The organism is Allobosea sp. Root483D1 (assembly GCF_001429505.1).
GTDB lineage: Bacteria > Pseudomonadota > Alphaproteobacteria > Rhizobiales > Beijerinckiaceae > Allobosea.
The window spans coordinates 18,326-37,724 of the sequence record NZ_LMJW01000011.1 but is presented as its reverse complement, the minus strand read 5'-3'; the positions used below and the strand labels follow the sequence as shown (position 1 = coordinate 37,724).

12 protein-coding genes and 3 pseudogenes are annotated in these 19,399 nt (G+C 65.2%); 8 read left to right on the top strand and 7 right to left on the bottom strand.

All coding sequences use genetic code 11. From position 1 onward, the window contains the following. Positions 1-172 precede the first annotated feature (172 nt). From ASE66_RS10030 to ASE66_RS10020, 3 genes and pseudogenes are all read left to right on the top strand, one after another. On the top strand, positions 173-1,687 hold the full coding sequence (locus tag ASE66_RS10030; protein ID WP_057189484.1) for a tripartite tricarboxylate transporter permease: 1,515 nt from the start codon (positions 173-175) through the stop codon (positions 1,685-1,687). An 89-nt stretch (positions 1,688-1,776) separates the two neighbouring features. After that, positions 1,777-2,796: a Bug family tripartite tricarboxylate transporter substrate binding protein gene (locus ASE66_RS10025; protein ID WP_057189483.1), complete on the top strand. Its 1,020-nt coding sequence runs from the start codon at positions 1,777-1,779 to the stop codon at positions 2,794-2,796. Between the two features lie 88 nt (positions 2,797-2,884). Beyond that, positions 2,885-3,381, top strand: a pseudogene (locus ASE66_RS10020) (tripartite tricarboxylate transporter TctB family protein); the annotation flags it as partial. A gap of 205 nt (positions 3,382-3,586) precedes the next feature. On the opposite strand, the gene fdhF reads toward ASE66_RS10020, so the two are convergent. Together fdhF and ASE66_RS10010 are read right to left on the bottom strand one after the other, a co-directional pair. Further along, positions 3,587-6,361, bottom strand: coding sequence for a formate dehydrogenase subunit alpha (fdhF, locus tag ASE66_RS10015; RefSeq protein WP_057189482.1), 2,775 nt, complete (start codon positions 6,359-6,361; stop codon positions 3,587-3,589). Continuing rightward, on the bottom strand, positions 6,358-8,079 hold the full coding sequence (locus ASE66_RS10010; protein ID WP_057189481.1) for an NAD(P)H-dependent oxidoreductase subunit E: 1,722 nt from the start codon (positions 8,077-8,079) through the stop codon (positions 6,358-6,360). The genes fdhF and ASE66_RS10010 overlap by 4 nt, the downstream gene beginning before the upstream one ends. Positions 8,080-8,404: 325 nt before the next feature. Between ASE66_RS10010 and ASE66_RS10005 the strand changes: the two genes are divergently transcribed. The 5 genes and pseudogenes from ASE66_RS10005 to ASE66_RS09990 all read left to right on the top strand — a co-directional run bounded on the left by ASE66_RS10005 (position 8,405) and on the right by ASE66_RS09990 (position 13,726). Continuing rightward, positions 8,405-10,582: an acetate--CoA ligase family protein gene (locus ASE66_RS10005; RefSeq protein ID WP_057189480.1), complete on the top strand. Its 2,178-nt coding sequence runs from the start codon at positions 8,405-8,407 to the stop codon at positions 10,580-10,582. A 185-nt stretch (positions 10,583-10,767) separates the two neighbouring features. Next, positions 10,768-11,511: pseudogene (locus ASE66_RS10000) on the top strand (ATP-grasp domain-containing protein); the annotation flags it as partial. Between the two features lies 1 nt (position 11,512). Then, positions 11,513-11,906: pseudogene (gene sucC / locus ASE66_RS33175) on the top strand (succinate--CoA ligase subunit beta); the annotation flags it as partial. A 12-nt stretch (positions 11,907-11,918) separates the two neighbouring features. Then, the gene (gene sucD, locus ASE66_RS09995; protein WP_057189479.1) at positions 11,919-12,848 is read left to right on the top strand and encodes a succinate--CoA ligase subunit alpha; all 930 of its coding nucleotides are present in this window, start codon (positions 11,919-11,921) and stop codon (positions 12,846-12,848) included. Between the two features lie 146 nt (positions 12,849-12,994). Next, positions 12,995-13,726, top strand: coding sequence for a GntR family transcriptional regulator (locus ASE66_RS09990; RefSeq protein ID WP_057189478.1), 732 nt, complete (start codon positions 12,995-12,997; stop codon positions 13,724-13,726). 12 nt (positions 13,727-13,738) lie between these two features. Here the strand turns inward: ASE66_RS09990 and ASE66_RS09985 are convergent, their stop codons facing one another. The 5 genes from ASE66_RS09985 to gcl are packed head-to-tail and all read right to left on the bottom strand — an operon-like array spanning position 13,739 to position 19,191. Then, the gene (locus ASE66_RS09985) at positions 13,739-14,569 is read right to left on the bottom strand and encodes a fumarylacetoacetate hydrolase family protein (RefSeq protein ID WP_244494857.1); all 831 of its coding nucleotides are present in this window, start codon (positions 14,567-14,569) and stop codon (positions 13,739-13,741) included. A gap of 16 nt (positions 14,570-14,585) precedes the next feature. Then, a complete protein-coding gene (locus tag ASE66_RS09980) occupies positions 14,586-15,644 on the bottom strand; it encodes a 2-dehydropantoate 2-reductase (protein WP_057189477.1) in 1,059 nt (352 codons plus the stop codon). 20 nt (positions 15,645-15,664) lie between these two features. Next, positions 15,665-16,555 carry a 2-hydroxy-3-oxopropionate reductase gene (locus tag ASE66_RS09975; protein ID WP_057189476.1) on the bottom strand — a complete coding sequence of 297 codons (891 nt, stop codon included), beginning with the start codon at positions 16,553-16,555 and terminating at the stop codon, positions 15,665-15,667. Between the two features lie 43 nt (positions 16,556-16,598). Beyond that, positions 16,599-17,384: a hydroxypyruvate isomerase gene (gene hyi, locus ASE66_RS09970; RefSeq protein WP_057189475.1), complete on the bottom strand. Its 786-nt coding sequence runs from the start codon at positions 17,382-17,384 to the stop codon at positions 16,599-16,601. Positions 17,385-17,418: 34 nt separating this feature from the next. Beyond that, positions 17,419-19,191 carry a glyoxylate carboligase gene (gene gcl, locus ASE66_RS09965; protein WP_057189474.1) on the bottom strand — a complete coding sequence of 591 codons (1,773 nt, stop codon included), beginning with the start codon at positions 19,189-19,191 and terminating at the stop codon, positions 17,419-17,421. Positions 19,192-19,399 lie beyond the last annotated feature (208 nt).

Sequence of the window (19,399 nt, the reverse complement as noted above, 5' to 3'; positions counted from 1 at the left end):
ATGGCCGCGCAACGGCCCAAACCACGCAATAATTATGCTGCAGCGCATCCAAATATGGCATATTGCATGCCACGAAGTTTCATCCTAGGCTAACTCAAACAAGGCCAGTCGGTTCTGCGTTGGCATTGCGCGCGGTCCCTGAACAAGGCCATTTTTTTGGGGACGAAGCGCTATGGATGAACTGAACGCCCTGTTCGGCGGATTCGCCGTCGCTCTCAGCGCCTACCACATCATGCTCATGGTGATCGGCATCACGCTCGGCGTCGTCATCGGCGTCCTGCCGGGGCTCGGCGGCGCGAACGGTGTCGCCATTCTCCTGCCTCTGACCTTCAGCATGCCGCCGACCTCGGCGATCATCCTGTTGACCAGCATCTACTGGGGAGCGCTGTTCGGCGGCGCGATCACCTCGATCCTCTTCAACATTCCCGGCGAGCCCTGGTCGGTGGCCACGACCTTCGACGGGCACCCGATGGCGCAGAACGGCAAGGCCGACGAGGCACTGGTCGGCGCCTTCACCGCCTCCTTCGTCGGCGCGATCTTCGCGGTGGTGCTGATCACCTTCCTCGCGCCGGTGGTCGCGAAATTCGCCTTGAAATTCGGCCCTGCGGAGTTCTTCGCGGTGCAGTTCCTGACATTCGCCAGTTTCATCGGGATGGGACGCGGCTCGGCGTTCAAGACGATCGCCTCGATGTGCCTCGGCTTCGCGCTGGCCACCGTCGGCCTCGACGGCGTGACCGGCACGCTCCGGATGACCTTCGGACAGGACGAGCTCCTGAACGGCTTCAAGTTCCTCGTCGCCGTCATCGGCCTCTTCGGTATCGGCGAGATCCTCTGCTCGATGGAGGACGGGCTCAAGTTCAACGGCGCCGCCGCCAAGCTGCGCATGGATGCGGTCATCCGCACCTGGAAGCAGCTGCCCAGGATGTGGCTGACCTTCCTCCGCAGCTGCATCGTCGGCTGCTGGATGGGCATCACGCCGGGCGGCGCGACGCCTGCCTCCTTCATGGGCTATGGCATCGCCAAGCGCCTGTCGAAGCGCGGCGACAATTTCGGCAAAGGCGAGCTCGAAGGCGTGGTGGCGCCGGAGACCGCCGCCCACGCCGCCGGCACCGCCGCGCTGCTGCCGATGCTGACGCTCGGCATCCCGGGCTCACCGACCGCTGCCGTGCTGCTCGGCGGCCTGCTGATCTGGGGCCTGCAGCCCGGCCCGCTGCTCTTCGTCGAGCAGAAGGACTTCGTCTGGGGCCTGATCGCCTCGATGTATCTCGGCAACGTCGTCGGCCTCGTCATGGTGCTGACCTGCGTGCCCTTCTTCGCCGCGATCCTGCGCGTGCCCTTCTCGATCATCGCCCCGGCGATCGTCTTCGTCTGCGCCATCGGTGCCTTCACCGTGAACAACGCGATGTTCGATGTCTGGCTGATGCTGGCTTTCGGCGTGCTCGGCTATCTGTTCAACAAGCTGCGTTACCCCCTGCCGCCACTCGTGCTGGCACTGGTGCTCGGCGACCAGGCGGAAAGCTCCTTCCGCCAGGCTATGCTGGTCTCGCAGGGCCATGTCGGCATTTTCTGGTCGAACTGGCTGTGCGGCAGCATCATGACCCTCGGCCTGGTGATGGCGTTCTGGCCGATGCTGCAGGCGCTGCGCGTCAAGCTCTCGGGCAACGGAGCCGTCACCAGCGCGGCCTGAGGCCGCCCGGCAATGGTTCCCGCAACAAATTCGCCTTCGTGACTTTACCAACGCGGCGACAAAAGCCGCCTTTAATGGGAGGAAGCGTGATGATCCGGAGGGAAGTATCCAAGGCCAAGACAATTGCAGCGGCGCTGGCAGCGAGCGCCTGTTTGGCCTCGCCCGCCTGGGCGCAAAGCTGGGAGCCGACCAAACCCGTGACGCTGGTCATCCCGGCGGGCACCGGCGGCGGCGCCGACCAGATGGCGCGCTTCATTCAGGGCGTCGTCCAGAAGCACAACCTGATGAAGCAGCCGCTGATCGTGATCAACAAGGCGGGTGGTGCGGGCGCCGAAGGCTTCCTGGAGATGAAGGCAAGCGCCAGCGACCCACACAAAATCACGATCACGCTGTCGAATCTGTTCACGACCCCGCTCGGTACCGGCTCGCCCTTCAACTGGAAGGACATGAAGCCGGTCGCAATGCTGGCGCTCGACCAGTTCGTCCTGTGGGTGAACAGCGAGAAGCCCTACAAGACCGCGAAGGACTATATTGAAGCGGTGAAGGCCGGCGACGACCGCCAGTTCAAGATGGGCGGAACCGGCTCGAAACAGGAAGATCAGATCGTCACGGCGGCGATCGAGCAGCAGACCGGCAGCAAGAAGTTCACCTATGTGCCTTATGCCGGCGGCGGACAGGTCGCGGTTCAGCTCGTCGGCAACCATGTCGACTCGACCGTGAACAACCCGATCGAGGCCGTTGGGCAATGGCGGGCCGGGCAGTTGCGCCCGCTTTGCATCTTCGATGCGCAGCGCTCGACCTACACCGCCAAGGTCACCGAGAAAGAAGCCTGGAGCGATATCCCGACCTGCAAGGAATCTGGCCTGCCGGTCGAGTACCAGATGCTGCGCGGCATCTTCACTACCAAGAATGCGACGCCGGCTCAGGTGAACTTCTACGTCGACCTGCTCAAGAAGGTGATGGCGACGCCGGACTGGAAGGAATTCATGGAGAAGGGCGCCTTCAATCAGACCGTGATGACCGGCGCCGACTACGAGAAGTGGCTGGTGAACGCCGAGGCGCTGCATTCCGACCTGATGAAGAAGGCCGGTTTCCTCGCGTCGCAGTGAGTCTGACGACATCGGAGCGCGGCGTAAGCAACCGCGCTCCGATCAGCCACCATCACGGAGCTGGCGCGCCGGCAGGAGGAGCAAGACAATGAGCAGCAACGAAGAAGCCGAAGGCCGTCCACTCGTCAGCTATCGCACCTTGGACATCGCGGTCGCGATCTTCTTCCTGATCGTCGCGGCGATCGTGATAACCGACAGCCTGCGCCTCGGTATCTCCTGGAAGCCGAACGAGGGACCGCAGCCCGGCCTGTTCCCGTTCTACATCGTCGTGGCGATGGCCATCGCTTCCCTGGTCAACCTGGCCCAGGCACTGCCGCGCACCCCGGATGGCGAGAAGATCGCAACGACCATTCCGGGGATCAAGCGCATGGCGGCGATCTTCGTTCCCGCCGTCCTCTTCGTGCTGGCGACGAATTACATCGGTATCTACGTCTCGGCCGCGATCTATATCGGCAGCTTCATGGTGTTCTTCGGCAAGTTTGCGGTGTGGAAGGCCCTGGCTGTCTCGCTCGGCATCGCGATCGTCAATTTCATGATGTTCGAGGTCTGGTTCCTGGTGCCGCTGCCCAAGGGGCCGCTGGAAGCNGGGCCGGGCGCTGCAACGCCCGGCCCGCCTGATTCTTTCTCGGGTGGCGAGATGCTCCGGCCCATCGGCCGGCCAGTCAGCCCGATGGGCCGTACCCGGACAGTGTTGATTTCCGACCAGAGCGCGCATCCACCATGCCGGTGGTGGTCCTCTGCGGACCGCCCTGCCCTATGACATCTCGTGCAATGCGCCGCTCACCGGGCTTCACTCCGCCGCGGTGATCAGCGCTTCCTCGACCGGGAGCGCTCTTACGGCGCAGAACTTGAACTCGGGAATCTTGCCGAAGGGGTCGAGCGCCGGATTGGTCAAAAGATTGGCCGCGGCCTCGGCATAGCAGAACGGCAGGAAGACCATGTTCTGCGGCACGTCGCGATCGCTGCGCACCTTGACGGCGATCGCTCCGCGGCGCGTCTCCAGCCTGACGAAGCCGCCGGGCGTGAGGCCGAGGCGGCCGAGATCGCGGGGCGACATCAGCGCCACAGCTTCCGGCTCGAGATCATCGAGGACGCCGGCGCGCCTGGTCATCGAGCCGGTATGCCAGTGCTCGAGCACGCGCCCGGTCGACAGCACCATCGGATATTCGTCGTCCGGCAGTTCGTCGGGCGCGACGATCTTGGCCGGCACGATCTTGGCGCGCCCGCTCTCAGTCGGGAAACCACGGGCGAAGATGATCTCGTTGCCGGGCTGGTCCGGCCCGTCGACCGGATAGGTCACCGCCCCTTCCCGCTCCAGCCGCTCCCAGGTGATGTTGCGGAAGGACGGCATGACCAGCGCCATCTCGGCGAAGACATCGGCCGGGCCGCCATAGCGCCAGTCGCAGCCCATCCGCCGGGCGACCTCCTGGATGATCCACCAGTCCTGCCTGGCATCGCCCGGCGGACGTACGACCTGGCGGGCCATCTGGACACGCCTGTCGGTATTGGTGAAGGTGCCGACCTTCTCGGCGAAGGCCGAGGCCGGCAGCACGACATCGGCGTGGAAGGCGGTCTCGGTCAGGAACAGGTCCTGCACGACCAGATGGCCGAGCATGGCCAGCGCGCCGCGGGCATGGTTGAGGTCCGGGTCCGACATCGCCGGATTCTCGCCCTCGATATACATGCCGTTGATCTCGCCCGCGTGGATCGCGTTCATGATCTCGACGACGGTGAGGCCCTTCTTCGGATCGAGCGACTGGCCCCAGAGTTCCTCGAAGACCGCGCGGACCTCGGCCTTCTCGACCGACTGGTAGTCCGGATAGACCATCGGGATCAGGCCGGCGTCGGAAGCCCCCTGGACATTGTTCTGGCCGCGCAGCGGATGCAGGCCGGTCCCGGGCCGGCCGATCTGGCCGGTCACCATCGCGAGCGCGATCAGGCAGCGGGCATTGTCGGTGCCGTGGATGTGCTGGCTGATGCCCATGCCCCAGAAGATGATCGAGGCCCGCGAACGGGCATAGGCACGCGCAACCTCCTTCAGCTCCTCGGCCGGGATGCCGCAGACCGCCGCCATGGTCTCCGGCGGGAAGGCCTGGATGCTCTCCTTCAGCCTTTCATAGCCTTCCGTGTAGCCGGCGATGTACTGCTCGTCAGTCAACCCCTCGGTGATGATGGTGTGCAGCAGCGCGTTCAGCATGGCGACGTCGCTGCCCGGCTTGAAGGCAAGGTGCTTCCAGGCATGGCGCGAGAGCGTCTGCCGGCGCGGATCCATGATGACGAGCCTGGTGCCCTTCTTGGCGGCGTTCTTGATGAAGGTCGCCGCGACCGGATGGTTCACGGTCGGATTGGCACCGATGACGATGATGACTTCGGCATCGAGCGCGGCCGCGAACGGCGCGGTGACCGCGCCGGAATTGACGCCCTCCATCAGCGCCGCCACCGAGGAGGCGTGGCAGAGCCTGGTGCAATGGTCGACATTGTTGGAGCCGAAGCCGGTGCGCACCAGCTTCTGGAAGAGATAGGCCTCCTCGTTCGAGCCCTTGGCCGAGCCGAAGCCGGCGAGCGCCTTGCGCCCCTTCTCATCGCGGACGCGGTTCAGCCCCTTTGCAGCGAGATCAAGCGCCTCCTCCCAGGAGGCCTCGCGGAAATGCGTCCAGGGGTTGGCGGGATCGACCTGGTCGCGGGCGTCCTTGGGCATGTTCGGCAGCCGTACCAGCGGTTTGGTCAGCCGATGCGGGTGATGGATATAGTCGAAACCGAAGCGGCCTTTGACGCAGAGCCGGTTGCGGTTGGCCGGGCCGTCGCGCCCCTCGGCGTAGACGATCTCGTTGCCCTTGACGTTGTAGCTGACCTGGCAGCCGACGCCGCAATAGGGACAAAGCGAATCGACCTTCTTGTCGGCCCAGACGGTGCGCGTCTGGTTCTCGTCGAGGAAGGCCGAGGGCATCAGCGCCCCGGTCGGGCAGGCCTGCACGCATTCGCCGCAGGCGACGCAGGTCGACTGGCCCATCGGGTCGTCGAAATCGAAGACGATCTTGGTGCCGGCACTGCGATAGGCCATGCCGATCACGTCGTTGACCTGGACCTCGCGGCAGGCCCGCACGCACAGGCCGCACTGGATGCAGGCGTCGAGATTGACGCTCATCGCGGTGTGGCTGACATCCGAGCTCCAGCGCTGGGCCGCGGGGAAACGGCTCTCGGTGACGCCGGTCTTGTCCGCCCAGTTCCAGAATTTCGAGGTCGGATCATGCGAGGTCGCCCGCGCCGGCTGGTCGGCGACGAGGAGTTCCATCACCATCTTGCGGGCCTTCTCGGCGCGCTCGGTTCCGGTGTGGACCTTCATCCCGACGGTTGGCTTGCGCATGCAGGAGGCGGCAAGCACGCGCTCGCCCTCGATCTCGACCATGCAAACGCGGCAATTGCCGTCGGCCCGGTAATCGGGCTCCGGCGAGTAGCACAGATGCGGGATCGCGGTGCCGAGCCGCTGCGCCACCTGCCAGATCGTCTCGCCATAAGCGGCCTCGACGCGCTCGCCATTCAGTTCGAAGCTGATGCCCTGGGTCATTCCGCAGCATCCCTCGTCATGAATTCCTCGGGGAAGTAACGCATCACGCAGGTCAGCGGGTTCGAGGCCGCCTGGCCGAGTCCGCAGATCGAGGCGTCGCGCATCGCCTGGGAGAGCTCGCCGAGCAGGTCCTGGTTCCAGATCGGACGCTGCATCAGCGTCACCGCCTTCTGCGTGCCGACGCGGCAGGGCGTGCACTGCCCGCAGCTCTCATCCTCGAAGAAGCGCATCAGGTTCAGCGCCGCAGCGCGCATGTCGTCCTGATCCGAGAGCACCACCACGGCGGCCGAGCCGATGAAGCAGCCATGCTTCTCGAGCGTGCCGAAATCGAGCGGAATGTCGTCCATCGACGCCGGCAGGATGCCGCCGGAGGCTCCGCCCGGCAGATAGGCGCGGAAACGGTGGCCGTCCTGCATGCCGCCGCAGAATTCCTCGATCAGCTCGCGGATAGTGACGCCGGCCGGGGCGAGCTTGACGCCGGGCTCCCTGACCCGGCCCGAGACCGAATAGCTGCGCAGGCCGGTGCGGCCGTTGCGGCCATGGGAATTCCACCAGCCATTGCCCTTCTCGACGATGTCGCGGATCCAGTAGAGCGTCTCGACATTGTTGATCAGCGTCGGCTGGCCGAAGAGGCCGACCTGGAACGGATAGGGCGGCTTGTGCCGCGGCAGGCCGCGCTTGCCCTCGATGCTTTCGAGCAGGGAGGATTCCTCGCCGCAGATATAGGCGCCAGCGCCGCGGCGCAGATGCAGCGCCGGACCGCCCGGCGGGAGCTTGGCGATTTCCCGCGCCAGGATTTCGCGCGCCAGCGGGTATTCGTCGCGCAGATAGATGTAGACGTCGGTGGCCGCGACGACATGGGCGCCGATCAGCGTCCCCTCGAGGAAGCGGTGTGGATCGGTGTTGAGGTAATGGCGATCCTTGAACGTGCCGGGCTCGCCCTCGTCGCCGTTGACCGCCATCAGGCGCGGACCCGGCTCGCCGAGCACGGCGCGCCATTTGCGGCCGGTCGGGAAGCCGGCGCCGCCGAGCCCACGCAATCCGGAATCGTCGAGAATGGACAGGATCGAATCGACGCTGCGTTCGCCCGAGCACAAGGCGTTCAGCAACGCGTAGCCGCCGCCCGCGACATAGGCGTCGTAGTCAACATAATCCGCGGGGTGCGGATGGGTATCACCCGCCTCGATCGCGGCGAGGACGCTCTGCGTGGTCGCGGCATGGATGAAATGGTGGCCAACCTCCACCGCGGGAGCCTGGTCGCACAGGCCGACGCAAGGCGCCCGGACGACCCGGACCGACGGACCGGCGGCATTGGTCAGGTTTCCAAGCAGCTCTTCCGCGCCGTGCATCGCGCAGGTGAGACTGTCGCAGACGCGCACGGTCAGCGGCGGGAGCGCAGGCTCACCTTCCTTCACGATGTCGAAATGGGCGTAGAATGTCGCAGTCTCGAAGACTTCCGCGAAGGATAGCTGCATCTCATCGGCCAGCGCCGCCAGATGGGCCGCCGAGATCTGGTGGTAGCGGTCCTGGACCAGATGGAGATGCTCGATCAGGAGGTCGCGCCGGCGCGGGCGTTCGCCGAGCAGCTCCGCGATCTCCTCCAGCGCGCGCGGCTCGACCTGCCGTCCCTTCGGGGTCGACCTGGCGCGTTTCCGGCCGAGGCCCGGATGCTCGAAGGCATGGACATTCTGGTTGCGCGGATCGTGCTGCCCACTCATCGGCCGAAATGTCCTCCCTCTCCGGAACCGGGATCCCGTCTGCCTGTGCCGTTATCCCGGCACTTGCGGCGAAACGCGAGATTATCCGAAAGATTCTAAGGTGCCAACCTCTGGCATGCATAATGCCAGATCATAACAACCGTCTTCGTTGAGCCGCATACGTTTACTCCGCTCCGTGGATTCGCGCCGTCATTCTCCCTCTTGACAGCGACGCGAATTGGCATGCCAAATACCAACCAAGAACCCGAGCGGGCAGATGCGCCTAAAGCAGGCGGCGGCCCGACGATGGCTCAACAAAATAAAATTCCACGGGAGGAAGCGCATCATGGTGAACCAGGCAGCCCTCAAGATTAAGCCGCGCGAAACAGCTGTCGACCAGGCCACGGTCCGCAAGGTCCTGGATGGCGTCAAGGCCGATGGCCGCACCAGCCTGACGGCCCCTGAGGCCAAGCTGGTCTGCGACGCCTACGACATTCCGCTGCCCAAGGAAGGCCTCGCCAAATCGGCCGATGAGGCGGTCAAGCTCGCCGGCGGCATGGGCTACCCCGTCGTTATGAAGATCGTGTCAGCCGACATCCTGCACAAGACCGATGCCGGCGGCGTGATCGTCGGCGTCAAGAGCGACGCCGAGGCCCGCGCCGCCCATGACACGATCCTGGCCAATGCCCGCAAGTACAAGGCCGACGCCAAGATCGAGGGCATCCAGGTCCAGCAGATGCTGCCCACGGGCGCGACCGAGACGCTGGTCGGCGCGATCACCGATCCCTCTTTCGGCAAGCTAGTTGCGTTCGGTCTCGGCGGCATCCTCGTCGAGGTGCTGAAGGACCTGACCTTCCGCCTCGCGCCGGTGAACGAGGCGCAGGCACTTGAGATGATCGGCTCGATCAAGGCCCAGGAGATGCTCGACGGCGTGCGCGGCAGCGAAGCCGTCGACCGCGGCGCGCTTGCCGCGATCCTCGTCCAGGTCTCGGCGCTGCTCGACGACTTCCCGGAGATCGAGGAACTCGACCTCAACCCCGTATTCGCGACGAAATCCGGCGCGACCGCGGTCGATGCCCGCATCGTCTGCAATTTCGAGGCACGCAAGGAACGCTTCCGTCCGGATCAGGACAGCATCGTCAAGGCGATGAACCGCATCTTCCATCCGAAGGCCGTGGCGGTGATCGGCGCCTCGAACGAGGTCGGTAAGATCGGCAATTCGGTGATGAGGAATCTGATCAATGGCGGCTACAAGGGCACGATCGTCCCGGTCCACCCAAAGGCCGACACGATCGAGGGCATCAAGGCCTACAAGTCGATCCTCGACTATGACGGCGAGGTCGACGTCGCGGTCTTCGCGGTACCGGCGAAGCTCTGCAACGGCGCCATGGACGAGGTCGGCCGCAAGGGCGTTCCCGGCACGGTGATGATCCCCTCGGGCTTCGCCGAATCGGGCGAGCCCGAACTGCAGGAAGAGCTGCTGGCGACCGCCCGCAAGTACAATGTCCGCATCATGGGGCCGAACATCTACGGCTTCTACTATACCCCGGAGAACCTCTGCGCGACCTTCTGCACGGCCTTCGACGTCAAGGGCAAGGCGGCCCTGTCGTCGCAATCCGGCGGTGTCGGCATGTCGATCATCGGCTTTGCCCGCTCGACCAAGATGGGCGTCTCCGCGATCGTCGGCCTCGGCAACAAGTCGGACCTCGACGAGGACGACCTGCTGACCTTCTTCGAGCAGGATCCGAACACCTCGGTGATCGCGATGCACTGCGAGGACCTGAAGGACGGCCGCGCCTTTTCCGAGGTTGCCGAACGCGTCTCGAAGAAGAAGCCGGTGATCGTGCTCAAGGCCGGGCGCACGGCCTACGGCGCCAAGGCAGCCGCCTCGCATACCGGCGCGCTCGCCGGCAACGACAAGATCTATGACGACATCCTCAAGGCTTCGGGCGTCATCCGCGCGCCCTCGCTGCGCGGCATGCTCGAATATGCCCGCGGCGTGCAGGTCCTGCCGGCGCCGAAGGGCGAGAACGTCCTGATCATCACAGGTGCGGGCGGCTCCGGCGTGCTGCTCTCGGACGCCTGCTTCGACAACGGCCTGACGCTGATGAAGATGCCGGATGATCTCGACGCGGCCTTCCGCAAGTTCATTCCGCCCTTCGGCGCCGCCGGCAACCCGGTCGACATCACCGGCGGCGAGCCGCCGCTGACCTACCAGAACACGGTCCGGCTCGGCCTCAACGACGAGCGCATCCATGCGCTCATCCTGGGCTACTGGCACACGATCGTGACCCCGCCGCTGGTCTTCGCCGACAAGATGATCGAGGTCGTCACCGAAGCCCGCGCCAAGGGCATCGACAAGCCGATCGTCGCCTCGCTGGTCGGCGACGTCGAGGTCGAGAAGGCCTGCGAGAAGCTCTACGACCATGGCATCGTGGCCTATCCGTACACCACGGAGACGCCCGTCGAGGTGCTCGGCGCCAAGTACAAGTGGGCGCGCGCCGCCGGCCTGATCAAGGGCTGACCGGCAGGTACCGACTCCGCCGACGCCCGGACTCCGTCCGCCGTCGGCCCCTCGCTTCGCGTGATCGCCGCTCCCTGCCTGCTGGAGGGGAGCGGCCGCTTACAAATCGTTCAAGGCTTCTGTTCCGAATGGCCGGCGCCGCGGAAAGGCCCGGTCGCTCTCCCCGAAATCCGAGAGAGATCGCGATGAACATCCATGAATACCAGGCGAAGGGGTTGCTCAGGGAATTCGGGGTGCCGGTCCCGGACGGGTTTCCCATATTGACAGCGGAAGATGCCGACGCCGCGGTGAAACAGCTGCGCGGCCCGGTCTGGGTGGTCAAATCGCAGATCCATGCCGGCGGCCGCGGCAAGGGCAGCTTCAAGGAGCCCGAGGCCGGCGAAAAGGGCGGCGTACGCTTGGCCAAGTCGATCGACGAGGCGAAGGCTTTCGTCCAGCAGATGCTCGGCCACACCCTGGTCACCGTCCAGACCGGCCCGGCCGGCAAACAGGTCAACCGCCTCTACATCGAGGACGGGTCGCTGATCGACCGCGAATTCTACCTCTCCATGCTCGTCGACCGCGAGACCTCGCGGATATCCTTCGTCGTCTCGACGGAGGGCGGCATGGATATCGAGGCTGTCGCCCACGACGCGCCGGAGAAGATCAAGACCTTCTCGGTCGATCCGGCGACCGGGATCATGCCACTGCATGGCCGCACCGTCGCCGAAGCGCTGGGTCTTGCCGGCGACCTCGCCAAGCAGGCCGAGGATCTGACGGCGAAGCTCTATGCGGCCTTCATCGCCAAAGACATGGCGATGCTCGAGATCAACCCGCTGATCGTCACCAAGGACGCCAAGCTGCGCTGCCTCGACGCCAAGATCTCCTTCGACGACAACGCGCTCTACCGGCATCCGGACGTCTACAGGCTGCGCGACGAGACCGAGGAANGATCGGCTGCATGGTCAACGGCGCCGGCCTCGCCATGGCGACGCTCGACATCATCCAGCTCTACGGCGAAAGCCCCGCCAACTTCCTCGATGTCGGCGGCGGCGCCACCGAGGAGAAGGTCACGGCGGCGTTCAAGATCATCACCGCCGATCCCAACGTGAAGGGCATCCTGGTCAACATCTTCGGCGGCATCATGAAGTGCGACGTCATCGCCCGCGGCGTGATCGCGGCGGTGAAGACGGTCGGGCTCGAAGTTCCGCTCGTCGTCCGGCTCGAAGGTACCAATGTCGAGGAGGGAAAGGCGATCATCCGCTCCTCCGGCCTCAACGTCATACCCGCCGACGACCTCGACGACGCCGCCCAGAAGATCGTTTCCGCCGTGCGCAAGAACTGAGGGGGAGCGAGCATGTCCATCCTGATCGACAAGACCACCAAGGTCATCTGCCAGGGCTTCACCGGCAAGAACGGCACCTTCCATTCCGAGCAGGCGATCGCCTACGGCACCCGCATGGTCGGCGGCGTCGCCCCCGGCAAGGGCGGCCAGAGCCATCTCGGCCTGCCCGTCTTCAACACGGTCGCCGAGGCGAAGCAGAAGACCGGTGCCACCGCCTCCGTCGTCTATGTCCCGCCACCGGGCGCGGCCGACGCGATCTGCGAGGCGATCGACGCCGAGGTCCCGCTGATCGTCTGCATCACCGAAGGCATCCCGGTGATGGACATGGTCAAGGTCAAGCGCATGCTGAGCGGCTCGAAGTCCCGGCTGATCGGCCCGAACTGCCCCGGCATCGTCACCGCCGGCGAGAGCAAGATCGGCATCATGCCGGCCAACATCTTCAAGCGCGGCTCGGTCGGTATCGTCTCGCGCTCGGGCACGCTGACCTATGAGGCGGTGTTCCAGACCAGTTGCGAGGGGCTGGGCCAGACCACAGCCGTCGGCATCGGCGGCGACCCGGTGAAAGGCACCGAATTCATCGACATGCTGGAGCTCTTCCTGGCCGACCCCGCGACCGAGTCGATCGTGATGATCGGCGAGATCGGCGGCTCGGCCGAGGAAGACGCGGCGCAGTTCATCCGGGACGAAGCCAAACGCGGCCGCTGCAAGCCGATGGTCGGCTTCATCGCCGGCCGCACCGCGCCTCCGGGCCGTCGCATGGGCCATGCAGGCGCGATCATCTCGGGCGGCAAGGGCGGCGCCGAGGACAAGATCGCGGCGATGGAAGCCGCCGGCATCACGGTCTCGCCCTCGCCGGCGCGCCTCGGCAAGACGCTAATGGAGCTGCTTAACGGCGAGGTCGGCATCCAGAAGCGCTGCGCCGAGATCGAGTGGTCCTTCTAATTCTCGCGACGATCGGCGGGGCCGACCTGCCCGCTTGACGGCCTCGCGACAACCTGGTCGCGGGGCCGCCTTGATGGCGGCATCGAGGGCCCCATTGCCACCTCCCGCATGGACGTAGCGTCAGCCGGGCGCTATGCGCTGCAGCAATGCAGGGAGCAGCGACCTTGAAAACCACCACCCCGGCCAGCGCGACCCAGAAGCTCGTCCTCGAACGCTTCACGCCTGAGGAGACCTTCAAGACCAAGGTCTATGCCTCGCTGAAGCAGGCGATCATCAACATGGATATCTACGGCTCACCCGAGCCGACCTGGATCGACGAGCGCCAGCTCTCCGAACAGCTCGGCGTCAGCCGCACGCCGGTGCGCGAAGCCGTCGCCATGCTCGAACAGGAAGGACTGGTGAAGTCGCTGCCGCGTCGCGGCATCATGGTGCTGAAGAAGACCAAGAACGAGATCGTCGAGATGATCCAGGCCTGGGCGGCGCTGGAAAGCATGGCCGCGCGGCTCGTCGTCGAGCGCGCCAGCGATGCCGAGATCGGCAAGCTGCGCACGCTGTTCAAGGATTTCGACGAGGCCCACAAGCCGTCCGACCATGTCGGCGAATACTCGTCTGCCAATCTCGTCTTCCATCAGACATTGATCGGGCTGAGCAAATCGCAATTGCTCGTCGAGATGACCGACAACCTGCTGCTGCATGTACGCGGCATCCGCCAGATGACGATCGGGCGCCACGACCGCGCCAGCCGCTCGATCGTCGACCATCTGCAGATCATCGAGGCCCTGGAGCGGCGCGACATCAGCCTGGCCGAGCAATTGTCGCGCGACCACACGCTCGGCCTCGCCGCCTATGTCGACCAGCACGCCGACATCTTCGATTAGGGCAGGTTCCGATCAGGCGCCCTGCACGAAGGCGTTCGCCAGCGTGCCGATGCCCTCGATCGTCACCTCGACCGTGTTGACCGGTTCCTTCATCACGCCGACCCCCAGCGAGGTGCCGCAGCAGATCAGGTCGCCCGGCAGCAGCGTCATGTCGTGGGAGAGGCGGCTGACCAGCTCATGCGGCTGGAAGATCATGTCCGCGATCGGGTAGTTCTGGCGCTCCTGGCCGTTCAGCAGCGTCCGGACCGTGAGTTCCCGCGGATCGAGCCCGGTCGCCACCACCGGCCCGAACGGCCCGAAGCCATCGAAGCTCTTGGCGCGCACCCATTGTGGGAAGGTCGGGTCGGCCGCGATCAGGTCGAGCGCCGTGATGTCGTTGATGCAGGTATAGCCGAAGATGAACGCGCCGGCGGCCTGAGGGCTCACGCGGCTGCAATTGCGGCCGATGACGATGCCGAGCTCGCCCTCATAGACCACCTTGCCGCCATAGGATGGCGGGCGCACCACCGTGAAGCCGGGCGGCGCGGCACTGGACGGCGCCTTCATCAGATAGAGCGGCTCCGCCGGCACCGGCATCGCCAGCTTGCCGGCGAGCGCGTGGAAATTGTTCCAGAGCGCAATGATCTTGGACGGCGTGCTCGGCGCCAGCAGCGTGACCTCGGCGAGCGGCACCCTCTCGCCCGTCGGTCGCGCGCCGGCGAACATGTCACCGCTATGGATCGCGATCGTCTCCCCAATCAGCGTGCCGAAGCGTTCGCGGCCCGCAAGCGCAAAGCGCACCCAACGCGCACTCGCCCGGCTAGTCTCTCTCCGCACCATCGGCTCGATTGTCGCGTTCAACATGGCACCATCTCCTCCGTCACGAGGCCGCCAGCTGGAGCGGCGGCTCCTGGGCGAGTTCGGCCGCCCTTCCCTCCTCGGCGAACACGTCGGGCGGGAAGGTCGGATAGAGCCCCTTCACGCTGGCCATCTGCTGGACGAGTCCGAGCACGGCATCGATATAGGGCGTGCGCGTCTCGGTCAGCCGCCCCATCTCCTGCACGGCGCCGAGCAGGGCGTCGATCTCGAGTGGGCGACCCTTCTCCAGATCCTGCAGCATCGAGGTGCGATGGGCGCCGACGCCCGCTGCGCCGTTGATCCGGCGCTCGACGTCGACGCGGAAGGTGACGCCGAGCCTTTCGCCGATCTCCTGGGCCTCCAGCATCATGTTGCGCGCGAGCGCCCGCGTGCCGGGCTCGGTGGCGACGACATCGAGCGTCGCATGGGTCAATGCCGAGATCGGGTTGAAGCAGAGATTGCCCCAGAGCTTGAGCCAGATATCGTCGCGGATATCGGCAAACAGGCGCGGCTTCAGGCCACCGGCGGTCAGCGCATCGGCGAACCGCGTCAGCCGCTCGCTTTCCCTGCGATTGGGCTCGCCGAGGCCGAACTGGTCGCCATAGACGTGCTTGACGACGCCGGGCTCGATGACCTCGGTCGCCGGGTAGACCGTGCAGCCGATGACGCGCTCCGGGCCGATCGCGTTCCACTGCCGGTTGCCGGGATCGACGCTGCGCAGGCGCAAATCGGCATAGGGACCGTCCAGCCCGTGGAAATACCACCAGGGCACACCGTTCTGGGCGGTGACGACGGCTGTCTCCGGCCCGAGCAGTGGCTTCAGGTTCTCCGCGGCCTCCCAGGCCTGGTGCGCCTTGAGCGCGATGATCACCACGTCCTGGCGGCCGAGATCGCGCGGATCCTGGCTCGCCGGCATCTGCTCGGTGATCGTCTCGGTCTTGGTGACGAGGGTCAGGCCCCTGGCTTTGATCGCCTCGAGATGGGCGCCGCGAGCCACCAGCGAGACATCGAGGCCGCCGCGCTTGAGCATCACGCCCATATAGCCGCCGATCGCGCCGGCGCCGTAGATGCAGATCTTCATGGGCCGTCCCTTTCTTGCTCTTATGGAGTCGCGACCTGGTGGTTCGCCATCATCTCCAGCGCCCGCACCATGGCCGAGTGATCCCAGTCCTTGCCGCCATGGGCGACGCAGGCATTGAACAGCTCCTGCGCCGTCGCCGTGTTCGGCAGTGAGACGCCGAGCGAGCGCGCCGTCGACAGAGCGAGGTTCAGGTCCTTCTGGTGCAGCCCGATGCGGAAGCCTGGATTGAAGCTGCGCTTGACCATGCGCTCGCCATGGATCTCCAGGATCTTGGAGGAGGCGAAGCCGCCCATCAGCGCCTGGCGCACCTTCGCGGGATCCGCCCCCGCCTTGGAGGCGAAGAGCAGGGCCTCTCCGACCGCCTCGATCGTGAGCGCGACGATGATCTGGTTGGCGACCTTGGTGGTCTGGCCGTCGCCATTGCCACCGACCAGCGTAATGTTCTTGCCCATCAGCTCGAACAGCGGCTTGACCGTGTCGAAGGCCGCCTGCGGCCCGCCGACCATGATGGTGAGCGTCGCCGCCTTGGCGCCGACCTCGCCGCCCGAGACCGGCGCGTCGAGATAGGATGAGCCGGCCGTCTCGACCCGCTTCGCGAACTCCTTGGTCGCCATCGGCGAGATCGAGCTCATATCGACGACGATGCTGCCCGTGTTCAGGCCGAGGGCGACACCGTTGGTGCCGAACAGGACATCCTCGACCTGCGGCGTGTCGGGGAGCATCAGCATGACGATCTCGCTCGCCGCCGCGACCGCCTTCGGCGTCGGATAGACCGTGATCGCCTTCGCCTGCAGTTCGGCGTCCGGCGCCTTGTGATGGCTCGAGACGTGCAGCGTATGGCCGCCCGTGATCAGGTGTTCCGCCATGGGGCGGCCCATGATGCCGAGGCCGATGAAGCCGATATTCGCCATGTTTTCGTAGCCTCCGTTCGACTGGATCGTCGACCGTCTCCGGTCACGCGGCCTGCGGCTGCCCCGGCAGCCAGGCCAGGCCGTCGCGGGTGCTGCGGGCGGGCTTGTATTCGCAGCCGACCCAGCCGGCGTAGCCGATGGCGTCGAGATGCCGGTACAGAAAGGGGAAGTTGATCTCGCCGGTGCCGGGCTCGTTGCGGCCGGGATTGTCGGCGATCTGGATATGGGCGATCCGGTCGAGATTGGCCTCGATCGTTCGGGCGAGATCCCCTTCCATGACCTGCATATGGTAGACGTCGTACTGGATGAAGACGTTGGTTGAATCGACGTCGTCGAGCAGGCTCAGCGCCTGCGCCGTGCTGTTCAGGAAGAAGCCGGGCATGTCGCGCGTGTTGATCGGCTCGACCAAGAGCGCGATCCCCTCCTGCGACAGTTCATGGGCGGCAAAGCGCAGGTTGTTGACCAGCGTCTCGTGCAGCCTGGCCCGCTCGACACCTTGCGGCGCGATGCCCGCAAGGCAGTTGACCTGCCTGCAGCCCAGCTTGGTGGCATAGTCGATAGCGTCGAACACGCCACGCTGGAACTCGCTGATCCGGTCGGGCAGGATCGCGATGCCGCGCTCCCCGGCGGCCCAGTCTCCAGCCGGCAGATTGTGCAGCACCTGCGTCAGCTTCCAGCGCTTCAGCCGGCTTGCCAGCTCGTATTTGTCGTAACCATAGGGGAACAGGTACTCGACGCCGTGGAAGCCGGCTTCCGCCGCCGCCTGGAAGCGCTCCAGGAAGGGCAATTCGTTGAACAGCATCGTCAGGTTTGCGGCGAAGCGAGGCATGGGTCTCTCCCCTGATGGCGTAGGCTGATCGGGCTTACTGGGCTGGCTGCAGCTCGGGTTCGGGCAGAGGCAGGTCGAGCACCTCCTCGAACTCGACGACATTGTCGATTTCGGTTCCCATCGCGATGTTGGTGACCCGTTCGAGGATGAACTCCATCACCACGGGAACCTGATGCTCCTTGAGCCAGGCCTTGGCCTGGGCGAAGGCGGCCTTGAACTCGTTGGGGCTCTTCACCCGGATCGCCTTGCAGCCGAGCCCCTCGGCGACCGCGACATGGTCGACGCCATAGCCGTCGAGGTCGGGCGAGTTGATGTTCTCGAAGGCGAGCCCGACCTGGAAATCCATGTCGAAGCCGCGCTGGGCCTGGCGGATCAGGCCGAGATAGGAGTTGTTCACGACGATGTGGATGTAGGGCAGCTTGAACTGCGCCCCGACCGCCAGCTCTTCGATCAGGAACTGGAAATCGTAATCGCCCGAGAGCGCCACGATCTCGCGCTCCGGATCGGCCGCACGCACGCCCAGCGCCGCCGGCAGGGTCCAGCCAAGCGGGCCGGCCTGGCCGCAATTGATCCAGTGGCGGGGATTGTGGACCCGCAGGAACTGCGCGCCGGCGATCTGCGACAGACCGATGGTCGAGACGTAGCAGACGTCGCGGCCGAAGGCCTCGTTCATCTCCTCGTAGACTCGCTGCGGCTTCAGCGGCACGTTGTCGAAATGGCTCCTGCGCAGCATGGTCGCGCGCCGGTCGCGGCAATCCTGCGCCCAGCTCGTCCGGTTCTTCAGCAGTCCCTTGCCTTCCCGTTCGCGCGCCACGTCGACGAAGAGTTCGAGCGCCGCCTTCGCATCGGAGACGATGCCGAAATCGGGATCGAAGACACGGCCGATCTGGGTCGGCTCGATGTCGACATGAACGAATTTCCGGCCCTTGGTGTAGGTCTCGATCGAGCCCGTATGGCGGTTGGCCCAGCGGTTGCCGATGCCCATCACGAAATCCGAGGCGAGCATCGTCGCGTTGCCGTAGCGATGGCTGGTCTGCAGCCCGACCATACCCGCCATCAGCGGGTGGTCGTCGGGGATCGCGCCCCAGCCCATCAGCGTCGGCACCACCGGCACGCCGATCAGTTCAGCGAACTCGACCAGCAGCTCCGCGGCATCGGCATTGATGATGCCGCCGCCGGCGACGATCAACGGCCGCTCGGCCGCGTCCAGCATCGCCATCGCCTTCTCGATCTGCCGGCGCGACGCGGCCGGCTTGTAGACCGGGAGCGGCTCATAGGTCTCGTCATCAAACTCCATCTCGGCCATCTGGACGTCGACCGGCAGGTCGATCAGCACCGGGCCGGGGCGACCGGAGCGCATGATGTGGAAGGCCTGCTGGAAGACGCGCGGCACCAGCGCCGGCTCGCGCACCGTCACCGCCCATTTCGTTACCGGCTTGGCGATCGACTCGATGTCGACGGCCTGGAAATCCTCCTTGTAGAGGCGGGCGCGCGGCGCCTGGCCGGTGATGCAGAGGATCGGAATGGAATCGGCTATGGCCGAATAGAGACCGGTAATCATGTCGGTGCCAGCCGGACCCGAGGTGCCGATACAGACGCCGATATTGCCGGCCTTGGCGCGGGTATAGCCCTCCGCCATATGCGAGGCGCCTTCGACATGGCGCGCCAGGATATGGTGGATGCTTTGCCGGCTCCTCAGCGCGGCATAGAGCGGGTTGATCGCCGCGCCGGGCACGCCGAAGGCCTGCGTCACGCCTTCCCGCTCCAGAACCCTGATCGCAGCCTCGACGGCTCTCATTTTCGGCATGGCCCGTTCTCCCGTGAGAAAACCGTGTACTGGCATACCAAATTCCAGATATGGGACTGGGTCAATTTATTTCAGAATATTTTTTCATACTTTGATAGAAAATAATTTCTTGTTTAAAAACAAGATTTTACAATAATATCAGACAGCCATAATTTTGATTACGTGAAAATGATTTCGCTTTGAATTGGCCATGGCGGACCATCCGTGG

Coding starts and splice junctions, on each gene's coding strand:
- ASE66_RS10030 (WP_057189484.1), top strand. CDS start 173: ATGGATGAACTGAACGCCCTGTTCGGCGGATTCGCCGTCGCTCTCAGC.
- ASE66_RS10025 (WP_057189483.1), top strand. CDS start 1,777: ATGATCCGGAGGGAAGTATCCAAGGCCAAGACAATTGCAGCGGCGCTG.
- fdhF (WP_057189482.1), bottom strand. CDS start 6,361: ATGACCCAGGGCATCAGCTTCGAACTGAATGGCGAGCGCGTCGAGGCC.
- ASE66_RS10010 (WP_057189481.1), bottom strand. CDS start 8,079: ATGAGTGGGCAGCACGATCCGCGCAACCAGAATGTCCATGCCTTCGAG.
- ASE66_RS10005 (WP_057189480.1), top strand. CDS start 8,405: ATGGTGAACCAGGCAGCCCTCAAGATTAAGCCGCGCGAAACAGCTGTC.
- sucD (WP_057189479.1), top strand. CDS start 11,919: ATGTCCATCCTGATCGACAAGACCACCAAGGTCATCTGCCAGGGCTTC.
- ASE66_RS09990 (WP_057189478.1), top strand. CDS start 12,995: ATGCAGGGAGCAGCGACCTTGAAAACCACCACCCCGGCCAGCGCGACC.
- ASE66_RS09985 (WP_244494857.1), bottom strand. CDS start 14,569: ATGTTGAACGCGACAATCGAGCCGATGGTGCGGAGAGAGACTAGCCGG.
- ASE66_RS09980 (WP_057189477.1), bottom strand. CDS start 15,644: ATGAAGATCTGCATCTACGGCGCCGGCGCGATCGGCGGCTATATGGGC.
- ASE66_RS09975 (WP_057189476.1), bottom strand. CDS start 16,555: ATGGCGAATATCGGCTTCATCGGCCTCGGCATCATGGGCCGCCCCATG.
- hyi (WP_057189475.1), bottom strand. CDS start 17,384: ATGCCTCGCTTCGCCGCAAACCTGACGATGCTGTTCAACGAATTGCCC.
- gcl (WP_057189474.1), bottom strand. CDS start 19,191: ATGCCGAAAATGAGAGCCGTCGAGGCTGCGATCAGGGTTCTGGAGCGG.